This is a genomic window from Gammaproteobacteria bacterium (genome assembly GCA_013816845.1).
Classification (GTDB): Bacteria; Pseudomonadota; Gammaproteobacteria; order DSM-16500; family DSM-16500; genus Aquicella.
In genome coordinates this window covers 51,379-71,733 of record JACDDU010000007.1, presented here as the reverse complement: position 1 = coordinate 71,733, position 20,355 = coordinate 51,379, and the positions used below count along the sequence as shown (strand labels likewise).

General features: G+C 41.7%; 19 protein-coding genes. 10 read left to right on the top strand and 9 right to left on the bottom strand.

Features of this window, described 5'->3' with window-relative positions; translation table 11 throughout:
* Positions 1–89: 89 nt before the first annotated feature.
* On the bottom strand, positions 90–1,904 hold the full coding sequence (locus H0W64_12035; GenBank protein ID MBA3662452.1) for an adenosylcobalamin-dependent ribonucleoside-diphosphate reductase: 1,815 nt from the start codon (positions 1,902–1,904) through the stop codon (positions 90–92).
* A 159-nt stretch (positions 1,905–2,063) separates the two neighbouring features.
* On the opposite strand from H0W64_12035, the gene H0W64_12030 reads away from it, so the two are divergent.
* The 3 genes from H0W64_12030 to H0W64_12020 all read left to right on the top strand — a co-directional run bounded on the left by H0W64_12030 (position 2,064) and on the right by H0W64_12020 (position 4,646).
* Positions 2,064–2,372 (top strand): co-chaperone GroES, encoded by a 309-nt coding sequence (locus H0W64_12030; protein MBA3662451.1) that lies wholly within the window; start codon positions 2,064–2,066, stop codon positions 2,370–2,372.
* Between the two features lie 29 nt (positions 2,373–2,401).
* Positions 2,402–4,039: a chaperonin GroEL gene (gene groL / locus H0W64_12025; protein ID MBA3662450.1), complete on the top strand. Its 1,638-nt coding sequence runs from the start codon at positions 2,402–2,404 to the stop codon at positions 4,037–4,039.
* 82 nt (positions 4,040–4,121) lie between these two features.
* Complete coding sequence (locus tag H0W64_12020) at positions 4,122–4,646, top strand: hypothetical protein (GenBank protein MBA3662449.1); 525 nt, start codon at positions 4,122–4,124, stop codon at positions 4,644–4,646.
* Here the strand turns inward: H0W64_12020 and H0W64_12015 are convergent, their stop codons facing one another.
* Entirely contained in the window at positions 4,647–5,105 is a 459-nt protein-coding gene (locus tag H0W64_12015) for a hypothetical protein (GenBank protein ID MBA3662448.1), read from the bottom strand.
* A gap of 164 nt (positions 5,106–5,269) precedes the next feature.
* Here H0W64_12015 and H0W64_12010 point away from each other — a divergent pair, with 164 nt between their 5' ends.
* Positions 5,270–8,704 (top strand): protein kinase, encoded by a 3,435-nt coding sequence (locus H0W64_12010; protein MBA3662447.1) that lies wholly within the window; start codon positions 5,270–5,272, stop codon positions 8,702–8,704.
* 103 nt (positions 8,705–8,807) lie between these two features.
* Here H0W64_12010 and H0W64_12005 read toward each other — a convergent pair whose 3' ends face one another.
* On the bottom strand, positions 8,808–9,461 hold the full coding sequence (locus tag H0W64_12005) for a site-2 protease family protein (protein ID MBA3662446.1): 654 nt from the start codon (positions 9,459–9,461) through the stop codon (positions 8,808–8,810).
* A gap of 107 nt (positions 9,462–9,568) precedes the next feature.
* On the opposite strand from H0W64_12005, the gene H0W64_12000 reads away from it, so the two are divergent.
* The gene (locus H0W64_12000) at positions 9,569–10,321 is read left to right on the top strand and encodes a ZIP family metal transporter (GenBank protein MBA3662445.1); all 753 of its coding nucleotides are present in this window, start codon (positions 9,569–9,571) and stop codon (positions 10,319–10,321) included.
* A gap of 68 nt (positions 10,322–10,389) precedes the next feature.
* Here H0W64_12000 and H0W64_11995 read toward each other — a convergent pair whose 3' ends face one another.
* Positions 10,390–10,815: a CsbD family protein gene (locus H0W64_11995; GenBank protein ID MBA3662444.1), complete on the bottom strand. Its 426-nt coding sequence runs from the start codon at positions 10,813–10,815 to the stop codon at positions 10,390–10,392.
* A gap of 100 nt (positions 10,816–10,915) precedes the next feature.
* The gene (locus H0W64_11990) at positions 10,916–11,905 is read right to left on the bottom strand and encodes a malate dehydrogenase (GenBank protein ID MBA3662443.1); all 990 of its coding nucleotides are present in this window, start codon (positions 11,903–11,905) and stop codon (positions 10,916–10,918) included.
* A 64-nt stretch (positions 11,906–11,969) separates the two neighbouring features.
* Between H0W64_11990 and hemW the strand changes: the two genes are divergently transcribed.
* Entirely contained in the window at positions 11,970–13,115 is a 1,146-nt protein-coding gene (hemW, locus tag H0W64_11985; protein MBA3662442.1) for a radical SAM family heme chaperone HemW, read from the top strand.
* Here hemW and H0W64_11980 read toward each other — a convergent pair.
* The 3 genes from H0W64_11980 to rsgA all read right to left on the bottom strand — a co-directional run bounded on the left by H0W64_11980 (position 13,112) and on the right by rsgA (position 15,452).
* Complete coding sequence (locus H0W64_11980; protein ID MBA3662441.1) at positions 13,112–13,762, bottom strand: outer membrane beta-barrel protein; 651 nt, start codon at positions 13,760–13,762, stop codon at positions 13,112–13,114. The two genes, hemW and H0W64_11980, sit on opposite strands and share 4 nt — an antisense overlap.
* Before the next feature lie 73 nt (positions 13,763–13,835).
* Positions 13,836–14,540, bottom strand: coding sequence for a tRNA (guanosine(46)-N7)-methyltransferase TrmB (gene trmB / locus H0W64_11975; GenBank protein ID MBA3662440.1), 705 nt, complete (start codon positions 14,538–14,540; stop codon positions 13,836–13,838).
* Between the two features lie 3 nt (positions 14,541–14,543).
* Positions 14,544–15,452, bottom strand: coding sequence for a ribosome small subunit-dependent GTPase A (gene rsgA / locus H0W64_11970; GenBank protein MBA3662439.1), 909 nt, complete (start codon positions 15,450–15,452; stop codon positions 14,544–14,546).
* A gap of 37 nt (positions 15,453–15,489) precedes the next feature.
* Between rsgA and H0W64_11965 the strand changes: the two genes are divergently transcribed.
* The 4 genes from H0W64_11965 (at position 15,490) to H0W64_11950 (ending at position 19,641) form a co-directional block, all read left to right on the top strand.
* Positions 15,490–16,590, top strand: a complete 1,101-nt coding sequence (locus H0W64_11965) for a multifunctional CCA tRNA nucleotidyl transferase/2'3'-cyclic phosphodiesterase/2'nucleotidase/phosphatase (protein ID MBA3662438.1) — start codon at positions 15,490–15,492, stop codon at positions 16,588–16,590.
* Positions 16,591–16,821: 231 nt separating this feature from the next.
* Positions 16,822–17,613 (top strand): DsbA family protein, encoded by a 792-nt coding sequence (locus H0W64_11960; GenBank protein ID MBA3662437.1) that lies wholly within the window; start codon positions 16,822–16,824, stop codon positions 17,611–17,613.
* A gap of 124 nt (positions 17,614–17,737) precedes the next feature.
* The gene (locus H0W64_11955) at positions 17,738–18,355 is read left to right on the top strand and encodes a DsbA family protein (protein ID MBA3662436.1); all 618 of its coding nucleotides are present in this window, start codon (positions 17,738–17,740) and stop codon (positions 18,353–18,355) included.
* Between the two features lie 53 nt (positions 18,356–18,408).
* Positions 18,409–19,641, top strand: a complete 1,233-nt coding sequence (locus H0W64_11950; GenBank protein MBA3662435.1) for a M20/M25/M40 family metallo-hydrolase — start codon at positions 18,409–18,411, stop codon at positions 19,639–19,641.
* Positions 19,642–19,694: 53 nt separating this feature from the next.
* Here H0W64_11950 and H0W64_11945 read toward each other — a convergent pair whose 3' ends face one another.
* Entirely contained in the window at positions 19,695–20,339 is a 645-nt protein-coding gene (locus H0W64_11945; protein MBA3662434.1) for a hypothetical protein, read from the bottom strand.
* Positions 20,340–20,355 lie beyond the last annotated feature (16 nt).

Genomic DNA, 20,355 nt, shown 5'->3' with positions numbered 1-20,355 from the left:
TTAGAATGCGTGCTTGATTCTTAGATAACCCCCATCCTCTCCGATTTAGATGTAGGTTAAACTTATATCTTCATGCGCCTGAAACTTCTTTAATCTTCACATTGATTACAATGATCCCCTGGTGGGGATTCCACTTTACGCGCGACTAATACACTACCGGTAATGGGATTTGGACGAAAAACTGTGCATCCTTTTAAACCTAACTCATAAGCTTCCGTATAGACATTCTCTAAATCCGCAAAAGGAAAAGTCTCGGGTAAATTAATGGTTTTAGAAATGGCATTATCAATGTAAGGCTGAACAGCCGCTTGAATTGCCAAATGTTCTTTAGGCGTTAGGGCATCAGTATCAATCCAGGCTGGAGGTAACCCCACGTTGCCATTTTCTTGCCAGCGTTTTAAAGCATAATCTTTAACTTCAAAGGTGAGGATATCGCCGTTCGCCGCCCGTACATGACGATCGTAATCGCCTTTAAAAATCGGTTCGATTCCATTTGAAATATTATTGGCTAAGAGACTAATAGTTCCTGCAGGCGCAATAGTATTATGATGGGAATTGCGAAGACCATTGTGTTTGATTGCGTTTAACAGACTCGAATCCAGCCGTCTCACAAAATCTCCCTCGAGATAAGCCTTTTCAAATAAGGGGAACGAACCTTTTTCACGTGCAAGTTCAATTGATGTCGCCCAACTTACGTAGGCGACGCGTTTCATCATTTCTTCTGCAAACTTACAAGACGCAGGGCTTCCATAAACAATGCCTAACATAACCATCGCATCGGCTAAACCTGTCACCCCTAGTCCTAGTCGGCGGGTCGCAAGCGCTGCGTCCTTTTGGACTTCGAGCGGATAATGGGATACGTCGACAATGTTATCTTGAAAGCGCACCCCGAGCGCTACGGTTTCCTCAAGTGCCGACCAATTGAGTTGTGCTTGGTCGGTAAAAGCGCCAACCACAAATTGGGTTAAATTCACGGCACCTAAATTACAGGCACCGTAAGCAGGGAGAGGAATCTCCCCGCAGGGGTTGGTGGCATTAATTCGCTCACAGTAATAAAGTGGATTTAACCGATTAATCGTATCGGCAAAAAGGACCCCAGGTTCTGCGTAGTTGTAAGCTGAAGTAATAATTTTCTTCCAAAGTTCACGTGCCTTCACCACTCGGTAAATACGACAAGGTACATCCATTAAAGATTGACCCCATTGGCGATAGACAATAGAGGAAGGTAAAGTTTTTCCTTCCTCCTCAAGAGGAAAAATCAAAGGCCAATCATCATCTCTTTTAACGGCTTGCATAAAAGCATCGGAAACCATTACGGACACATTAAAGTGACGCAAAGCTTGGGGGTCACTTTTGGCTGTAACAAACGCTTCAATGTCAGGATGATCGCAGCGCATGACGCCCATCATCGCTCCCCGCCTTGCACCGGTTGATTGCAATACGCTGCAAGTGGTGTCCCAGATGCGCATGAATGAAACTGGACCTGAGGCCGTGAGGCCTGTTTTCTTCACCCAATCGCCCTTCGGCCTCAGCACCGAGAAATCGTAACCCACCCCACCCCCTTGTTGCAGGGTTAGTGCGCCTTCTTCTAAAGCATCAAAAATCCCCCTGATTGAATCAGAAGGTATATCCATAACGAAGCAATTAAAAAGGGTCACACGATGGGCGGTGCCAGCACCGGCAAGGATTCGGCCTCCCGGTAAAAAGCGAAAATTTTCAAGGAGATGATAAAAAGCTTTTTCCCAATGGGTGCGCTCAGATGGCGCTTCTGCTAAAGTCACTGCGCGTGCTACTCGCCGCCACGTGTCTTCAATGGTTTGATCTATAATGGTTTCTTCACGACGATAGCGATATTTAATATCCCAAATCGTCGTAGAAATCGCTTCTTGGAGAATGGGGTTCATTTTCTTATTTTACCATGCCTGTCTTTTCGGCTTTTTTCCCTATTTTTCTTTAAGCCCTACCCCTTGAAGCATTTCTTATCGTCCCTATATATAAGCAGAGCCTAACCATTGGGTTTGGCCCTGATAAAAGATTCATTAAACAGAAAGGAGAGATAAATAATGTCTTCCAAAGCTACTAAAAGAATTCGTCCCTTATCGGACCGAATCATTGTCGAGCCAAAAGAATTAGAAACAACAAGTGCGGGCGGAATTGTTATTCCAGATACAGCCTCTGATCGTGAAAAACCAATGGAAGGAACCGTGTACGCCGTTGGTACCGGGCGTTACATTGATGGTAAACTTCAGCCACTCCAAGTTAAAGAAGGTCAGCAGGTTTTATTTGGTAAATATGCTGGCACCAACATCAAATTAGAAGGTAAAGAATATCTCGTCCTGCGTGAAGAAGATGTTATGGGCGTGCTTGAATAAGTTTAACTCGAAAAATAAAGGGGAACATCATGGGTGCAAAAGAAATTGTCTTCAGTGAAAATGCCCGTCAAAAGATGGGAGAAGGCGTTAGAGAATTAGCAGAAGCCGTTAAAATTACGATGGGTCCACGTGGACGAAATGTGGTTATTGATCAATCTTACGGCGTACCATTAATCACCAAAGACGGTGTAACGGTCGCAAAACAAATTGAATTCAAAGAAAAATTTAAGAACATGGGTGCACAGTTACTTAAGGACGTTGCATCGCATACTTCTGATGAAGCAGGCGATGGCACAACGACTGCAACTGTATTAGGTCATCAAATTTTTGCTGAAGGCTTAAAATTAGTTGTCGCTGGCTACGATCCGATGGATTTGAAGCGCGGCATTGATAAAGCAGTAGGCTATGCTGTAGAACAATTGAAAAAGCTTTCTGTACCTTGCAAAGATGATAAAGCAATCGCTCAAGTTGGTACTATTTCTGCTAACTCTGATGAAGCCATTGGCCGCACCATTGCTGATGCGATGGCAAAAGTAGGTAAAGAAGGTGTTATCACTGTTGAAGAAGGCTCTGGTTTGGAAAATGATTTAGCTGTGGTTGAAGGGATGCAATTTGATCGTGGTTATCAGTCCCCTTACTTCATTACCAACCAACAAAATATGTCAGTTGAAATGGATAATCCTTACATCCTTATCACCGACAAGAAAATTTCTTCGATCCGTGATTTATTACCTATTCTTGAAGCAGTCGCTAAATCTGGACGTCCATTATTGATTATTGCTGAAGACGTTGAAGGTGAAGCGCTAGCAACATTGGTTGTGAATCATATGCGTGGCATCGTTCGAGTTTGCGCAGTAAAGGCACCCGGCTTTGGTGATCGTCGTAAAGAAATGCTGCAAGATATCGCAACATTGACCAAAGGTCAGGTTATTGCTGAAGAAGTGGGTCGCACCTTAGAATCCGCAACCTTAGCCGATTTAGGTTCTGCAAAACGCGTTCATATCACTAAAGACAACACCACCATCATTGATGGCGCCGGTGAAAAAGGTGATATTCAAGATCGTATCAAGCAATTAAAAGGTCGTGTTGACGACACCTCTTCTGACTACGATCGTGAAAAGTTGCAAGAACGTATTGCTAAATTAGCAGGCGGCGTTGCTGTCATTAAAGTAGGTGCAGCTTCTGAAATCGAAATGAAAGAAAAGAAAGCCCGCGTTGAAGATGCTCTACATGCAACACGCGCAGCTGTCGAAGAAGGCGTTGTACCAGGTGGTGGTGTAGCTTTAGTTCGCGTTATGCAATCCTTGAAGGATTTTAAAGGCGATAACGAAGCACAAAGCGTTGGCGTACAATTAATTGCACGCGCACTTGAAGCACCTTTACGCCAAATCGTTACCAACGCGGGTTACGAAGCTTCCGTTATTCTTCATAAAGTTGTTGAAGGTAAAGGTAACTATGGCTTCAATGCTGCAACAGGCGTTTATGGCGATATGTTAGAAATGGGTATTTTGGATCCAACCAAAGTAACCCGCACAGCATTACAACAAGCAGCATCTGTAGCCGGTATGATGATTACCACAGAATGCATGATTACCGATTTGCCGAAAGAAGACGCTCCAATGGGCGGTGGTCACGGCGACATGGGTGGCATGGGCGGCATGATGTAAGCGTCAAGCTTTGCAAAAAACCCCGCTTTCCGCGGGGTTTTTTTTAACCTTAACCGCGATGCTCTACCAAAAGGATTTTCAAATGGCTTCACCTTCCCTCTACATTATTGACTTTGATTTCACCGTCACGACGATCCATATGCACCATCGTTTATGCCAAGCTATTGGGATGCGATTAGTTGACGCTCAAGATTTTGAAGCATTATGGGAACTGGTCAAAGACATTCCGCCAACGGGATCAGCCGAACTTTGGCGCACGCTGATATCAACGATAGAAAAGAACGGTCACTTAGTTGCGATTGCCTCCTTCAGCGAATTCCCGACACTAATCATCCGTTACTTTCAAGAAGTGATTGGCATTAAAAATATAATGGTTGAATCATGGCTGCCACGCCCAGGACAAATTTCCAATAAGAATGAACATATTCGTTTCATTAAACGTCGTTTGAACTTTCAAGGTGAGAATGAATGCATCACGCTCATTGATGATGATGAAAATAATTTGCATGCAGCAGCACAAATGCACTACCACACAATAAATGTTTTACCTGGTGATCCCAGTGGAAGACACATTCAAATGATTTTAGAAAAAATCCCAACCCTTTAATTACAAATCTCTTCTTAATTCCGATTCATCCCAGGCAATGCGTAACGGATCGTTGAGGTCTAATTCTTGAATACCTTGCAGTAAACTTTGCTTAGCATATTGAAGGGCTGCCGCCATAATTTCTTTTTCTTTTACGGTTAATTCTGGTTTATCTGCCCATGTTCGCGCGGCTTTAAAATGCCGATGAAATTCAGCAAAAATTGCATTGCGTTCTGCGGGTGTTTTATCTGCTCGCATCTTCACAAATGTTGCGAAAGGGGTAGTTGCATAACGCAAATGTTGGGTGGCGGTAAGTAGTTGAATGATATGGCTCGTCATGAGACTGGGCGTTTTTGATAAATAAAATTTATCGATTAAAGATTGTATTTCATTATCCTGATAAGAAAACGGACCCCGCTGTAATGCCGCTTCGGGCTCATCTAACAAAAAATCTTTAAAATTTCCTTTGTTATCAACCATCTCAATTTTCTCCGCCTTACTCTTCTTTCTATTATAGTAGGGTCCCTACACTTATTGGAGAACTTCCGTCAACAGAAATTTATGATTTATTTGATGGCCTTAAGGCATTTTTAAGGAGACTTACCTATTTTTAAGGTAATGCTTCATAAAAATTGAGGGTCATAATGAGTCAGAATCATTCAGCCAAGTTAAACTTAACGGCTTTAAGAAATGAAGAGTTGGGCTCCCATTTTTACAAGGGGAAAGCTTTAGGTCAGGGCGCGTTTGGCGAAGTCACTCTCATGGAATATGATGGACAGTCATTGCAAGCTAGCCACCCCGATCTCCATTCACTTCTGATCCAAAGAGGCGGCAAATTTGCAGTCAAAAAATTAAAAAAACCGCCTGGAATTTCCTCTGCGGAATGGGCTAATGCACAAGCTGATTTTGAACGTGAACGAAATTTAGTGGTTGAATATTCTGAAGCGTACCTGAACTCCAATTCACAACAAGAAAGTAAATTGCCTGTGGGGATAGCTGCAACCATTGCAGGTGTACCGTCGATCATCTTTGATTATTTACCGTGTGAAGGCAACATGGAGTCCTTCTTTGGCATGTTGCAAGCTAACGCACATGTAGGAAGAAACCGAGCTAACTTGGGTGTGAAATATGGTCAAATGATGTATGACGCTTATGAAGGTTTAGCACAATTGCATGCTGAAAATATCCTCCATTTGGATTTTTCACTGCGAAATTGCTTGCCACTCTTTGGCAATCCTGTTGCCGAAGCTAAATTAACTGACTTAGGATTTGCCAGAAAACTACCAGACGGTAAAGAAGTAATGAAGGAAGTTGCTGAGAAATTTTCAATATTGTGGTCTTCACCCTTACGTCTGCAGAAACGACTTGTTACAAAGCAAGAAGATTTACATGCTTTCCGTGTAAGCCTTTTGGAAGTGGCTGCAGGTCTTTCTGGAAATTATGATAATTTTTATCGTTTCGTTTCCCCCACAGGTAATTATTGCTCGAGAGACAGTGTTGCTACTTGGGTGCATGCTCAGCATTCAAGTGATTATGTTTTTGCTCAATTTTATGACAACGTACTTAAAGTATTAAAAGAACCGGTCATTAAAGAAGAGGATGACACTGCAAATGATTTAATTGCGAAAGTATCCATGAAGATGGAAGCAAAAATGTTTATCGAAAGTTTTCAAATGTATTTAGTTCCCTCTATGGAGAATGGAAAAAGATTTGAACAACTGAAACCGGAAGAAGACAAACAATTACTTCTACATTGTTATGATAAATACATTACAGCGGTATTGAGAGAGAAGTTATTTTTACTTCAAACGGATGCTATCTCTGCAAAGACCTTTGCAGAGGATGTAACCCGTCTATTAGCAAGCCCTTCAACGCCTTTTTTTAAAAATGGCGACCTCTATTCCAATGCCAAAGACTTAGTAAGTTACATAACAATGCAGTCCTTCATCAATTCTTCTCGTTTGGTGGAAGTTGAAAAGGATCAACCAAACTTGGCTTATTTACTGAATGAATATAGTAATGAGATCACAAATGACATCATCTTAGAAAAAGCAATTTCCAAAGGGTTGCAAACGTTAAGTGAGGCAATTACTAAACTTCATCGATTAAGAACGCCTTCAACCATACTTAGTGCTGAAGATTTTGAACCCATCGATACCGACGTGTTAGAACAGAACTTACCAACACTTAAAGCCAATCTTTCCTATGCTTCAAATGGCAGATTTGCTTATTTAGTGCAGCGTTTAGATAATTTGGAAGTGACTTTAGCGAAGACCAAACGTGCATTGATCATGAGCGAACCGTTGATTGCATTGCGTCGTAGTCAATTTGAAGGCTCCGAAAATAATGCCGAACCCCTTACTTTATCTGCTGGATCTGCTGACCAATCCTCTATTCTAAACTCATCTACCCTTTCCGATGCGAATCGTCCGCGTTCTGATGTGTTAAAAACTAGAGATTTAAGACACCCCGTCGATCCAGCCAGCGGTTCAAACATAACAAGTCAGCCAACAATGGGACTTCCATCTAATTACGCTACCGTAGATGTAAAAAGTAATCCTCCAAGCGCGCTGCCTTCTAATTACAGTGCCGTAGGCAATGAGAATTTGACTTTAAATAATGTAAAACCAAGCTTAACTCGCAAGCCAACTCGTAATTATGGTGAATGGTCCGTCTCGATTAAAGCAAGTCATTATAGTGATTTAAAATCCGATCCACAGGTCAATGAAAAGCCAAATAAGGAAAATGCCAATCGTCTACGATCCAACGTCTTAAGAGCGGAATCCTCTCGATTACCCTCTAAACAAGCTAAAAATGAAAAAAGAAAAGACTCTATGAGCCATCGAACCGATGTAAATAACTCTGCAGCAACTAGAGCAACTTCTATAGCAAAGGAATCTCATTACCAGGTGTTAGTTCCTCAAACTGAACTTCCTAAAGGTGCTAAGCCCTCCGATGCTCCTACAAATGAACCAAGCATTTCTCATCAATCCATTCCCGAGAGAAACGATTCTGCAATTCATCATGATCGGGGCGAGAGCCTTCGTAACCCCATCACCACTAATTACCAAGGCTTGCCTCCATCCACTGGTACGAAGAGCGGTCCTTACGCGAATTTTCGTCCACGCGCCAATGCATTAAGAGGAGCTGAACCCCAACGTACACCTGAAGGTGGTGCCCATCATGTTGCTGAGAAAAAAGATTCTTTAGTTATTAATACTAAGGAGCAAGACGTGCGTCAGCATGTTAAGGCTTATTACCAAGGTCTTCCTAACCGCAATAAAACGAACAGTAGTCCTTACGCAAATCGTCCGCATGCTTTAACTGAACCAGCCTTAACCATCCCTAAAAAGAGTGAATACGGACCCATACCCTTAACGACAACACCCGTATTACCCCCGATAAATAATGCAACGAAGCGTGATATACATGCAAATCGCCCGCATGCTTCACCGGAACCGACATTAAGGTTTCCAAAGAAAAGTGCTCAGGGTTCCTTACCCTTAACAAGTGCGCAACTGTTGCCTTCAATGAAAGCAGAACTCGCTCTAAATAATGCACGTGCGCAAATTGTTTTAACCCCAAAAAAACCACCCCTGATATTAACTAAAAAAAGACCCTGGTGGAAAAACACCTTGACCGAAAGCCGAGCCGGATTACAAGCTGTATTTGACTCCAAACCAAGTGCTTATCCCAACAGTGAAAAATACAGACACGTGTTAGATAACATGGTTAAGTATGGTTTAAAACAGAAACATGATAGTTGGGGTCAACAAAGAACGGCTAAAGTCTCTCAAATTTTATATACATTGTGGAAAGACTGTCCAAATGAAAAAGAAATGTTACAAGTATTAAACCGAGCGTTAATAGATCCAACTTATAATTTTCATTTTAATAAGAAGCACACTGGTGATACGAATCTTGTAAAACAGTTAAAAGAATTACAAAATATTTTAAAGCAATCCGCCGTGCCTCCTGTAAAAGGCGTAAACAACTTAGGTCTATTTGCCTCGCGTGAAGGAAAATCTTCAAGCCTTCCTTTGTCTTCCTCTTCGAAGAATAAAAACTTCACAAAATAAAAGACTAAAGTGACACCGCAAGTTCCATTCTAACGAACGCCGAAGCGATGCAACTAAGCTTCGGCATTAATGAAGATTCAAAAAAAAGAAAACGGCCTGGCTACTATAGTGAGAATAAATTCCCAATTGCATTAATCAGAAAGAATACCATCGGACCCATGACTTTATTCAAAATGCCGGTAAAGAGTAAAACAATAAGAATAAGGAAGCTGTAGGGTTCAATCATAGACATATAATGGGACCATCGCGGTGGTAGGATGCTGCCTAACACTTTGCCCCCGTCAAGTGGTGGAAGAGGAAATAGGTTTAAAACAGCCAGCACCACGTTAATCATCACACCCGCACCACCCATATAGGTTAACGGGATGCCAATCCATTCTTGGCCCCCTTGCTCGAAACTAATACCAAGTTTAGCGATAGCACCCCATAAGAGAGCCATCAGCAAGTTAGAAATGGGGCCGGCTAACGCTACGATTGCCATATCGCGACGGGGATGCCGCAAATTACGCGGATCAACAGGGACCGGTTTTGCCCATCCAAAGATAAAATTAGAGACGGTTAACATAAGAATGGGAACGAGCACTGTTCCTATTGGATCAATATGTTTGATGGGATTGAGACTTAAGCGTCCCGAGAGTCGCGCTGTTTGATCACCAAACCAAGACGCCACCCAGCCGTGAGCGACTTCGTGCAAGCTGATTGCAAACAAGATGGGAATTGCCCAAATTGCTATTTTTTGTATTATAGTTAACTCCATGGGGCAAGTATCCATTATCTTTATTTTTTTCTCAAGTTTGCAACACAGATGCTGGCTAATTTTTTAAAATGTTTTAGGATGTACCTCCAACTAAACAGGGTCTTTCAGTGAATTTAATTTTATACAAAACGCTAGCCGCGATTCTGGTCTTTTTTGTAAGTCTTTTAACTTCCCTTTATCCACTTAAAAAAACACGCCAGGAAGGATATGGGGAAACCTCTCATCTGGGAGAAGCGCTCGCTAGTGGTATTTTTTTAGGGGCTGCTTTTTTTCATATGTTACCCGATGCCATTCGGAGTTTCGCGGCTTATTACCCCCTTGAAACTTTTCCTGTACCTGAGTTAGTTTGCGTCAGCGGCTTTTTATTCTTATTGTTTTTAGAACGTTTGTCTTTTGCAAAGTCTTCTGTGATCTCAGTTCCTTATGTCCTCGCCTTCACGCTGATGATTCATGCATTAATAGAGGGGCTCGCTCTAGGAATGGGCCCAAGCCTCACCGAAACTTTGATGTTATTTATCGCAATCATGGCCCATAAAGGCTCCGAAAGTTTTGCATTATGTGTTTTGCTGTTGCAACATCATCTCAATTTAAAACGCATTTTATTTATTGTTATCGTATTTTCTTTGCTAACTCCCCTCGGAATTTGTTTGGGCACATGGCTTGACATTATTTCGTTAGGTTCGCGAGGCGTCATTATTGCCAGTATGTTTAATGCATTTGCTGCAGGCAGTTTTCTTTATATCTCAACTATTCATCACGTCCATTTCCACAACCATGCGCGCGGCATCAGAAGTATGATGGAATTTGCCTCGTTGTTTTTAGGCACCACGATTATGGGTGTGATTGCCATTTGGGTCTAAGGACCTTAAAAAAAACCCCGCATCATTGCAGGGTTTTTGGTATCAAGATTAAACTGGAAGATAAACGGTTATAGAATTTTACCTAACATCAACCCTGTGAATAGTGCAATACCGATGGACTTAAGTGGATTTTTTTTAGTATAACTGATCAAGGTATCTTGCACTTCGGAAGATTTTTGACGAATGTTTTCCGCGGAATGTTGAATGCCATCTTTAACACATTCAGCATAATCAGCTGCATTCGATAATAGTTGCTTAGCTCTTGATTTCACTGCTTCAAACCCTTCGCTTTCGAAAAAATGATTAATTTCTTCTTCCAATTGTTTTTCTGTATAACCATAGGCTTTTTTTACTTTGCCTACGAATTCGTCATACGTGCCTTCCAATTTTTTAATGTCGCTGTCGGTTAACTTGCCAAAATATTGTTTAATTTTGCCTTGAATTTCGTCAAAGTTACCTTCAAAAATTTCACTAAAATTATTTGCATTACTCATAACGACGAACCTCGTATTATTTTTTAAAAGAGATTTTCACGGTGATGTTATTATACATATGGGCAATTTATTGTTTTTCAACCCTATGTATTCTGCCATCTTATTTGATTAATCCCAGTGCTCGGACTGCATCGCGTTCTTTACGCAATTCATCCAGAGTTAGTTTAATTTTTGCACGACTAAAGTCATTAAAAGTTAAGCCTTGCACCACGTGCATTTCATTATTTTCCGTTCGCACCGGCATAGAAAAAATTAAGCCAGGATCAATGTCATATTCGCCCTTCGAGCAAAAAGCCACTGAAAAAGATTCTTGATTGGCGGTATTGTGCGTTAAATGAAATACCGATTGTAAAGCAGCATTGGCAGCGGACGCAGCTGAGGATGCACCGCGCGCTTTAATTACTGCAGCGCCACGTTTTTGAACGGTTTCAATAAACTCGTTTTGTAACCAATTTATATCATTAATGACTTCTACAACTGGTTTTCCTTCAATTTTAGCATGATAAAAATCAGGGTATTGCGTGCTCGAATGATTGCCCCAAATATTCATATTTGAAATGGACGTAACATCTACGCCGGCTTTAACAGCAAGCTGACTACGGGCGCGTAATTCATCCAACATTGTCATGGCAAAGAATCGATCTTGTGGAATATCGGGCGCATTATGCATGGCAATTAAACAATTCGTGTTACAAGGATTACCTACCACAAAAACGCGGACATCACTTGCAGCATGATCATTAATTGCACGGCCTTGGGTCGTGAAAATTTTACCATTAATATTCAGTAATTCTGACCGCTCCATTCCCTCTTTACGGGGCACAGAACCGATTAATATAGCCCAATTCACGTCTTTCATGGCCACATTGACATCATCTGTCGTGACAACATTTTTGAGCAAAGGAAAGGCACAATCTTGCAATTCCATTGCAACGCCTTGCAGCGCTCCCAAAGTTTGCGGCAATTCTAATAGTTGTAATTCCACTTCAACATCAGGTCCAAACATCTCTCCTGCAGCAACTCGAAACAGAAAAGCGTATCCGATTTGACCCGCGGCGCCAGTAATGGCGACCTTGACTCGTTTTTTCATTGACTAGACTCCTTCGCCGCACTCATATAAATTGGGCAGCTAGTTTAACGCTGAAAGTGTCCAGATGCCAATTTCACCTGAAAATATCCCCTTATCTTTGTATATTCACGTACCTTGGTGCGTCCGAAAATGCCCCTATTGCGATTTCAACTCCCATGAATTAAAGGACAATTTACCGGAGCAGCTTTATCTCGCAGCACTTGCCCAAGAATTAGAAAGTAAAATTGAAATGCTAAACGGTCGTTCAATTCGGAGTATTTTTTTTGGTGGTGGCACCCCGAGTTTACTATCCGGTCAAGCCATTGAAACCATATTGACTCATATTCGCACGATTTTGCCGCTTTCAACTGCACTTGAAATAACGTTAGAAGCAAACCCCGGCACGGTCGATGAGAATCGATTTAAAGCTTTTTTCCAAGCGGGCGTGAATCGTTTATCGCTGGGTGTGCAAAGTCTGCAATCCGATAAGCTCGAAGTCCTTGGACGCATCCATGATCGTGCGGGCGCCGTGCGCGCTATTCATGCTGCGCAAAAAGCCGGGTTTGAAAACATTAACATTGATTTAATGTATGGCTTACCTCAGCAATCCATAGCGGATGCGCTGGATGACTTAAAAGAAGTTATGGCGTTCAAACCCAACCACCTATCGTGGTATCAACTTACCCTTGAACCCAATACTTTTTTTTACCATCAACCCCCCGTCCTTCCCCATGAAGATCTTATTTGGGATATGCAAATTGCTGGACATGCGTTGTTGGCAACCGAAGGGTATGCACAATACGAAGTTTCAGCCTATGCAAAACACAGTCATGCTTGCCAGCATAATTTAAATTATTGGCAATTTGGTGATTACTTAGGGATTGGCCCCGGCGCACATAGTAAATTAACCTTAACGGATCAAGTAATTCGTTTTGCTCAAGTTAAAAATCCGCGCGATTATTTAGATGCCAATAAGCGCAGCCAATTTAATCCAACTCCTCTAACCACGAATGATCTTGTTTTCGAATTCATGCTCAATGCTTTGCGCCTCACTGAAGGCATCAGCGTAAAATTATTTACCGAACGTACTGGATCAACCCTGTTGCCGATTCAAGACATTTTACAAGAAGCAATAAAACGCGACTTGCTTATCCAAAGCGATCAATGTTTATGTCCAACAGTGAAAGGTCAGCGTTATTTAAATAATTTAATGGGAATGTTTTTGCCTTAGTCACACAAAAATTGTCCGCAATAGCGATTCACAAAGTGATAGGCAAAACCGATTGCATAATAATCTATATTATTAAAATAATGAACGTTACTAAGACGCGTATAAGAAAGATCAACGACCCAATTACCGTTAAAAGTATAGCCGGCGCCTAAGGTATAGGTCGGTTTCACATAGGTTTCATATTTACTTTTATTGGGCGGAGGCATACTAATGGTTGTTGAAGTTCCCTGATAAATAACAGCAGCACCTGCCTTACCATACACTTCGAAAAGATCGCGGAAAGAGAACGAACCAAGTAATACAAAATCAACAGTAGCAATACCACTTTTGGAAGTAGAATTAGTATTAATCTGACTTTGATTGAAATTAACGACGGTGTAATAAGTTCCACCGATCTCAGCGCCTGCATAATTATTAAATTTATACCCAAGATAAGGCCGAACGGCACCCATTTGTTTATTAGGTGTTACTGAAATGGATTGGGTAAAGCCAGCATCATTAACTAAACTTGCTTGGATAGGCTTGCCATTATTACGAGCAAGTCCTGCCATTAGCCCAATATATAATCCTTCACCTATCGCATACGTTAAATTGGTCCAGCAAAACAGAAGCGTGCAAAGAACGATTTTTTTTCCTGTGCAATTCATTCGACTTCCTTTTTATTTTTTTTTGGCATTGTCATTAAACGATAGACAGATTAAGGGAGCAGGAACTTATTGTCTACCTGGAATGTAACAGGTATTCAGCCGATGCTTCTTTCACAAATTGCAAATCCCAAATACTCCGTCCTTCCTCTATTGCTCTTCGCTCAAATTTCGTCACTACGGGCCGCAGTAAAGAGCGCTGAATATATTTACCTGTATGAGAACGATTACAAAATGCTTTATTTAAACTTAGCACCGCTCGCATGTGTTGGGCGTACTCCTCCCAGTCAGTTGCAAGATGCAAGGATCCATTGACGGTTAATTTGTCTTGAAGTAGCTGCAAAAAATCCGGTTGAATTAAACGACGCAAATGATGTCGTCTTTTAGGCCAAGGATCAGGGAAAAAAATCATGATTGCATCTAAACTTTCAGTGCCAAAACAATGGGTGAGGACCTCGACTACATCGGCTTGATAAATACGAATATTCGTAAGTGTTTCTTGATGAATACCGAGACACAACTTTTTGACTGCAGGATGGTAAGTTTCAACACCAATAAAATTTTTCTCTGGATAGAGTTTGGCAAGTTCAAGTAGCGACTGCCCGGTTCCAAAACCAATTTCCAACAAGCTTGACGCTTTTCTCCCGAAGGCTTTTTCCAAATCCAATACAGAAGATGCATCTAACCCCACGGTAGGCCATAACAAATGATAAGCTTCAATTGCGCTGACGCCACTGCGACCGCCACGGCGGCCATAACTCTTAATTCTCAACTGGGACATAACTTAAGGCTTCGAATATTCTTTTAATAGTAATTGATAGCTTTCAAATCGCTTGGGGCTTATTTTGCCAGAAAGTAAAGCTGATTTGATAGCACAATCAGGTTCTGCGCCATGACTACAATTACGAAACCGACATCCTGTTAAATAATCCTTAAACTCAACAAACCCTGCTTGTAAATCTTCTTTGGCAACTGGCCATAAATTAAACTCTCTTACGCCAGGAGAATCGATTAAAGCCCCGCCTGCCCGTAAATGATGCAAACGCGTTGCAGTCGTCGTATGTTTGCCAATTCCTTTCGAACTCACCACACCCACGCGCGGATCATCTTCACTCAGTGCTGCAATAATGGAAGACTTGCCAACGCCAGACACACCCACTAACACGCCTACTTTATTCTCCAAATAACGAGAGAGGTCGGCCATACCCGCCTGATTAACCACGCTGGTGAATAAGGTCTCATACGGAATGGATTGATAAGGAAGCAATGCTCCATCTAAAGTTATTTGTTGGCTCGTATCGAGTAAATCAGTTTTATTAACAACAAGGATCGCAGGAATATTTAACAAGCTTGCTGCGACTAAATAACGATCAATTAAAAATTCAGAAAAAATAGGCGGAGGCGAGGTAACAATAATGATGACATCAATATTAGCCGCAATCGCTTTCGTTTTTCCGCGTTTATCAGCACGCACAAGTTCCGACCGCCTGGGTAAGACCTGATCGATCGTGCCTGCAGCATCGCCTTGGCGTGACCATAAGACGGTGTCACCCACAACGGGTAATTGTTGATTACGATGCAGCAGGCATTGAAAAACTTGCCCATTACGCATTTCTACTGCGACACTATTCCCAAAATAGGAAATGACCAGGCCACTGTTTTCAGTGTTTAAGATTTCTTTCGGTTTCGTCATGCGTTAATAGTTACCCTTGATTGAGGATGTATCTTACATGAAAATTTACCTAGTCGGAGGCGCCGTGCGGGATAAATTGCTAGGCTTCCCGATTAAAGAGCGAGATTTTGTTGTCGTCGGCAGTACCGTTGCTGAAATGTTACGCCTCGGTTTTCGCCAAGTCGGTAAGGAATTTCCTGTCTTTCTGCATCCAAAAACGAAAGAAGAATATGCTCTCGCCCGAGCTGAACGTAAAGTAAAACCAGGCTATCAAGGATTTGAATTCGATACTGACAGAACAGTGACGCTGGAAGAGGACCTCATTCGTCGTGATTTAACCATTAACGCCATGGCTTACGATGAGGAAACAAATCAACTCATTGATCCGTTTCATGGTAAAGCCGATCTCGAGCAACGCTTATTACGCCACGTTTCGCCTGCGTTTGCCGAAGATCCCGTACGTATTTTACGCATCGGGCGATTTTTAGCCCGATATCATGGGCTTGGCTTTCATATTTATTCTGAGACCCTCCTCTTAATGAAAACCATGGTTAATGCAGGCGAAGTCAATGCGCTCGTTGCAGAACGTGTGTGGAAAGAATTGGAGCGTGCGCTTCTCGAACCCTATCCCACATTATTTTTTTCAACCCTGGAACAATGTGGTGCACTCTCTATTTTATTTCCCGGGTTGACACAAACCAGCCGGGGAATGAAAGCGCTGCTTGCGTCAAGTGCAACAACCAGCGCAGCGGTTCGTTTCGCCGCTTTATTACACGATCTTAATCCTGATGTGATCACATCATTATGCGAACGTTACCGCGTACCGAAAGCTTTTCGCGATTTAGCGGTTTTAACTGCACGCCATTTCGCAATGGTCTTACGCGTTGCAACTTTAACGACCGAAGAATGGCTACAGTTATTTAATGCGATGGATCTGTTTCGGCGTGAAATGCGTTTCAATGAATTTATCGAGGCTTGCATTGCCATTGCAGAAGTTGACGATAGGATTTTGGATGTGGAAAAAATACGTCATTGTGCAAACGAGGTAAAATCCATTGATGTGCAAGCCATTCTTAATCGAGGATTACAAGGGGGTGCATTAGTGGATGCCATTCAAGCAGCACGGAAGGAAAAAATAGCGCTGTTTTTAGCAAAATAAAATTTCATTCCGACTTAAACATGTTTATTCCAACAAGGATACAGCACGTCTCGGCACGCTCCCCTTAACTATCCAGACGAATCTCTCAGGAAATGACAAGTACAGCAATCGAATATAAGCGCGGCTAAACTGTTTTCTAATAAGTCAATTCCATCCTTCGCTTTATCAAATTCCCCTGGTTTGCTATGATGCCCACCTTATGCTTTTTATCAAGATAACAAGGAGATTTAGATGAATTCAATAATTAAGGCTTCTATTGCAGCCACGCTTTTGTCTACTTTAGCTGCAACTTCTTTTGCAGCTAATACTCCCGCTTCTGCGCAAGTCTCCGTCACCCCTGCAGAACGGGCAAAAATTGAAACCGTTGTACAACAATACTTAATGCAAAAACCCGAAGTCATTATTGAAGCGGTACAAAATTTTCAACGCAAACAATATGAGCAAGCAGAATTAACCGTCAAGAAAACGCAACAAACGGCTTCTACGTTTGCAGCCCCTTTATTTCGTCAAGACTTAGATCCCATCGCAGGCAACCCTAAGGGTAAAGTTACCATCGTTGAATTTTTTGATTATCAATGCACCCATTGTGTGGATATGGCCCCCGTGGTTGATGCAATTATCAAAGCCAATCCTGATGTACGCTTTGTCTTCAAAGAATTTCCAATCCGCGGACCACTCTCTGATTTTGCAGCGCGCGCAGCCCTTGCTGCCAACAAGCAAGGCAAATACTACCAATTCAGCCATGCTTTATTAGGTTCTAATAAACCATTAACGCAAGAATTAGTATATGAAGTTGCACAAGCAAGTGGTGTTGATGTTGATCAAATGAAAAAAGATATGAACAACATTGAAACTAACAATCAATTAAAGAAGAACATGAAATTAGGACAGGATTTGCAATTGTTTGGCACCCCTGCTTTTTTCATTGGTAAAACTGATATGAGCGCCAGTGGTTCAATCAATTATGTTCCTGGTCGCATGGATCAAGCACAATTACAAGAAGCTATTGATAAAACGAAGTAGGCTAACCGGGCAAGAGTGCGTTCATCAAAACGTAAGATGAACGCACTCGTACGGGCTATTATAATTAGTTCAAGTTGGAAGGATGGACAGATTAATGATTGATTGACTATTTAGGAGTTGAGTTATGTTCAGGATGAATACACCACGGTTATATCTTGCAACCCTTATCTATTTTTTTTCCGCCGCGATCGCAGCTCAAAACATTAATACTCTTTTTCGCCAAGCTCATGATCCTGTCGGCGGTAATCCGCGAGGCAAAATCACTGTTGTTGAGTTTTTTGATTATCAATGCTCACATTGCACAGTTATGGGCAATGTGCTTGCGACTATTATTCGAAACAATCCCAATGTTCGTGTTGTTTTCAAAGAATTTCCTATTCGCGGAGAAGGATCCGAACTTGCCGCACGCGCAGCCCTTGCTGCGAATAAGCAAGGCAAATACAATCGATTTAATCATGCGCTCTTGAACGCCAATCAAGATTTAACTGAATCGGTCATTTTCCAAATTGCCAAATCAAATGGGATTAATGTTGGACGATTAAAAAAAGATATGGATAGTCCCGCTATTACTTCAATATTGAAAGCCAATGCAAACCTTGCGCAAGCCTTAAAAATCACTGGAACACCTGCGTTTTTTATTGGTAAAACGAATGCGCAAAGTTTGAATAACGTTAGCCAAGTGTATGGGGAAATGTCACCCCGCGAGTTACAAGCCGAAATCAATCAAGCTAGTCAGCATTGATATTAAAATAACAGGTAGTAAAGGTATTTATTTAAATTCCATGGGAGGATGATATGTTTAAACTGAAACGTCAAAAATTTTTATTTGCTTTAACCTTTTTATCAATTGTTTCAATGGATACGTTTGCAGCAGCGCAAAGTCATTATTTAATTGCTAAAAGGTGTCTTACTGATCGATTAACCAGTCAAGCTGAAAAACTTGCAAGCACCCAAGATTTCGTCTTACTGAAAGCAACTGACGCGGTACGTGATGAACTCATTGCGGCCAAAGCAGATCGGACGAAGCTTTGTGGGGGCTTTATAGATGTTAGTCATGAATGGCTGATGAAACGAAAGGTAAAAAGATCCGCTGCGCAAGCTGAAGCATTTTTATTGGAACAAATTGGTTCGGATAAAATGGCTGAAAGTAATGCAACTTCCTCGTATGCTGTGCGTTACGAGAAACAAGTGGAAACCATTCTAAAAAATTTAAATCCACAAAATATGTGGGCTGACTTAACTAAACTGACTAATTTTCAGGACCGTTACGCCAATTCTGGAACCGGTAACGAAGCTGCGCAATGGATAAAAACAACCGTTGCTGACATGGCCAAACTTGCTAATCGTGATGATGTAACGCTCTGGGAAGTCCCGACAGGCGGATATAGTCAACCTTCCATCGTTGCTAAAATTGGTAAAGGAGATGAATCAGGGGTTGTTATTGGCGGTCACATGGATACATTACGTGGCACGAGTTATAACAAAAAACCAGGTGCAGATGATGATGGAACAGGTTCCGTAACGGTTCTGGAAACAGCACGTATCCTTATCCAAAGCGACATGCGCTTTAAAAAACCAATCTATGTGATTTGGTATGCCGCTGAAGAAATGGGATTAGTTGGATCCTCTTATGTCGTTCGCGATTTCAAAAAGAAAGCCATTCCAGTAGATGCGGTCATGCAATTGGATATGACAGGTTTTGCTTATAAGAACGAACCCACCATGTGGCTTTTAAGTGATTACGTTAATGCGGACTTAACCACTTACTTGGAAAAGCTCATAACCACGTATGTCAAAAAGGAAGTGAAATACACCCGCTGTGGTTACGGATGTAGTGATCATGCTTCATGGCATAAATATGGTTTTAAAGCAGCAGCGCCATTTGAAGCAAAGTTCGGCCAAGAAAATCACTATATCCATACAAGCAACGATACGATGGATCACCTTTCTCTTGACCATATGACTGATTACGCAAAACTTGCCGTCGCTTTTGCAGTTGAAATGGCAGAACCCGTTAGCAAAGCTTAAGTTACACTCCCTATTACGGTGGATAAAGTGGAATGCCTTGTTCGCCGTAATTCTTATTTTCTTTTCTCTATATTTAGGGAAAAATCAAATTTTTTTGTCTTAAACAAATTACACGCTCGGTATACATAACATAAAGCGCTATCCCATGATCCTTCGATCATGATCGTTCGCTCGAAGCGAAGCTTTGATAAGTTTAAGAGAGGTCTTAAGGTCAAAACCATGCGGACCGAATTCATTTGATTGAGCATCTGACTTAAATGCTTAAGCATCATCGGCGTAAAACAAATGGCATTGATCCAAATCACTGTAGCCTCATTGAAAGGTTCGCGAAAAAAATCGCCTTCAATAAAATCCAAGTGCCGTCCCTGCAAAAGAAGTGGGTGACATTCTTGTAAGGAATTTTTCATGCGCCTTGCAAAAGCTGCACATTCTGGGACGATTTCTATGCCTGTCGCATTTTGCACCTCGGTTAGCATAAATACTTGCAAAACGACTTTCCCTAATGCTGAACCCAAATCAAGAAAATGATCAGCAGAAGATAAATTCATGATTTTAATTAAGCTATTCACACTCTGGAATAAAACTTCGCCTTGCGTTTCAGACACTGGACGACCTGCGCGTTTGATCACAGACAGATCGACCTTTAACTGATTCAAAAATTGCTGGCAAATTTCGCTTGAAGAAAGCACGATAGACACAAAATTAACCCTGAAT

What these genes read in the sequence shown, in the direction of transcription:
- groL (MBA3662450.1), top strand. Translation starts at nt 2,402, where the DNA reads ATGGGTGCAAAAGAAATTGTCTTCAGTGAAAATGCCCGTCAAAAGATG.
- H0W64_11980 (MBA3662441.1), bottom strand. Translation starts at nt 13,762, where the DNA reads ATGAATTGCACAGGAAAAAAAATCGTTCTTTGCACGCTTCTGTTTTGC.
- H0W64_12005 (MBA3662446.1), bottom strand. Translation starts at nt 9,461, where the DNA reads ATGGAGTTAACTATAATACAAAAAATAGCAATTTGGGCAATTCCCATC.
- H0W64_11995 (MBA3662444.1), bottom strand. Translation starts at nt 10,815, where the DNA reads ATGAGTAATGCAAATAATTTTAGTGAAATTTTTGAAGGTAACTTTGAC.
- H0W64_11950 (MBA3662435.1), top strand. Translation starts at nt 18,409, where the DNA reads ATGTTTAAACTGAAACGTCAAAAATTTTTATTTGCTTTAACCTTTTTA.
- H0W64_11955 (MBA3662436.1), top strand. Translation starts at nt 17,738, where the DNA reads ATGTTCAGGATGAATACACCACGGTTATATCTTGCAACCCTTATCTAT.
- H0W64_11960 (MBA3662437.1), top strand. Translation starts at nt 16,822, where the DNA reads ATGAATTCAATAATTAAGGCTTCTATTGCAGCCACGCTTTTGTCTACT.
- H0W64_12030 (MBA3662451.1), top strand. Translation starts at nt 2,064, where the DNA reads ATGTCTTCCAAAGCTACTAAAAGAATTCGTCCCTTATCGGACCGAATC.
- H0W64_12010 (MBA3662447.1), top strand. Translation starts at nt 5,270, where the DNA reads ATGAGTCAGAATCATTCAGCCAAGTTAAACTTAACGGCTTTAAGAAAT.
- H0W64_12015 (MBA3662448.1), bottom strand. Translation starts at nt 5,105, where the DNA reads ATGGTTGATAACAAAGGAAATTTTAAAGATTTTTTGTTAGATGAGCCC.
- H0W64_11990 (MBA3662443.1), bottom strand. Translation starts at nt 11,905, where the DNA reads ATGAAAAAACGAGTCAAGGTCGCCATTACTGGCGCCGCGGGTCAAATC.
- H0W64_12020 (MBA3662449.1), top strand. Translation starts at nt 4,122, where the DNA reads ATGGCTTCACCTTCCCTCTACATTATTGACTTTGATTTCACCGTCACG.
- rsgA (MBA3662439.1), bottom strand. Translation starts at nt 15,452, where the DNA reads ATGACGAAACCGAAAGAAATCTTAAACACTGAAAACAGTGGCCTGGTC.
- trmB (MBA3662440.1), bottom strand. Translation starts at nt 14,540, where the DNA reads ATGTCCCAGTTGAGAATTAAGAGTTATGGCCGCCGTGGCGGTCGCAGT.
- H0W64_11965 (MBA3662438.1), top strand. Translation starts at nt 15,490, where the DNA reads ATGAAAATTTACCTAGTCGGAGGCGCCGTGCGGGATAAATTGCTAGGC.
- H0W64_12035 (MBA3662452.1), bottom strand. Translation starts at nt 1,904, where the DNA reads ATGAACCCCATTCTCCAAGAAGCGATTTCTACGACGATTTGGGATATT.
- hemW (MBA3662442.1), top strand. Translation starts at nt 11,970, where the DNA reads ATGCCAATTTCACCTGAAAATATCCCCTTATCTTTGTATATTCACGTA.